This window comes from Bartonella sp. TT29SHDZB (genome assembly GCF_042193395.1).
Taxonomy (GTDB): Bacteria; Pseudomonadota; Alphaproteobacteria; order Rhizobiales; family Rhizobiaceae; genus Bartonella.
This window is the reverse complement of record NZ_JBHILQ010000106.1, coordinates 1-993: the sequence shown is the minus strand read 5'-3', so window position 1 is coordinate 993 and position 993 is coordinate 1. Positions and strand designations below refer to the sequence as shown.

Annotated in this window: 1 pseudogene; it reads right to left on the bottom strand. The window is 44.4% G+C overall.

Annotated features, from left to right (window positions below):
- Window positions 1-993, bottom strand: a pseudogene (locus ACFIJJ_RS09850) (phage tail protein); the annotation flags it as partial.

The window sequence follows — 993 nt, the reverse complement described above, 5'->3', positions numbered from 1 at the left end:
AACTTGCTTATAAAGCTTATGACTGTGTCCCAATTTTTGTAGAGCAGATATCCGGCAGCAACAAGAGCTGCAATGCCGCCAAGTATCCAGCCAATAGGTGTGGTCATAATAGCAACACCAAGCGATATAAAAGCCGTACCAACAGCGGTTATTGCTGGAATGAGTGAAGCTACAAGAGATAGTGCAAGACCCGCAACTGCAGAAGCTGCCGGTACCATTGCCGCAATGAATGCTCCGGTAAGAACTGCTCCAACCGCGGCTAAAGATGCAGCTACCCAGCCATTGAGTTCATCCCAATATTTATAGAGTAAAACAAGAGCTGCGATGCCGCCAATTAGCCATCCTATGGGCGTTGTCATTATAGTATAGCCAAGTGTGACAAACGCTGCTCCCGCTGCGGCTAATGCGGCAATGAGTGGACCAAAAATGAAGGAACCAAGTGCTACAAGTCCTACCTTAAAGAGGGTTATTTCACCAATCAGAGGTTCTAGCCATTGGAACCAGCCTTTAATCCTCTCTGTGAGATCACTGATGCTTTTTCTTAAATCAGAGGTAGGATTAAGCAAATCATTAAGGACTTTTTTTAAGGTTTTTGCCCAGCTCGCAACGGTTGTTTGGATGAGGTCGCGGTTTTCATCAATCAACTTTGAAAAACCGTCAATCATATCATTAATCACGGGCATGAAACGCGCGCCAATAAAGCTCGCGATACCGCCTATTTTTTTCTTAAAAGCACCAAGCTTGTCACTTAAATCTGCTGCATAGCGTGCAACATCGGCACCTATGAGCCATTTTCCTTTTCTCGCCTTTGCAAACAGCTCTTTAATGGGTGCCATGCCTTGTGCAAGCATGGTCGCCATTTCTTTACCATCACCACCAAACAACAGAGCAGCAATATGCTGTCTTTGTGCTTGGTTTTTCATCTTACTCATCTTGTCGGTAATTTCTTCTAACAAGACAGAAGTGGATTTGAGTTTTCCAGAAGTGTTTTTG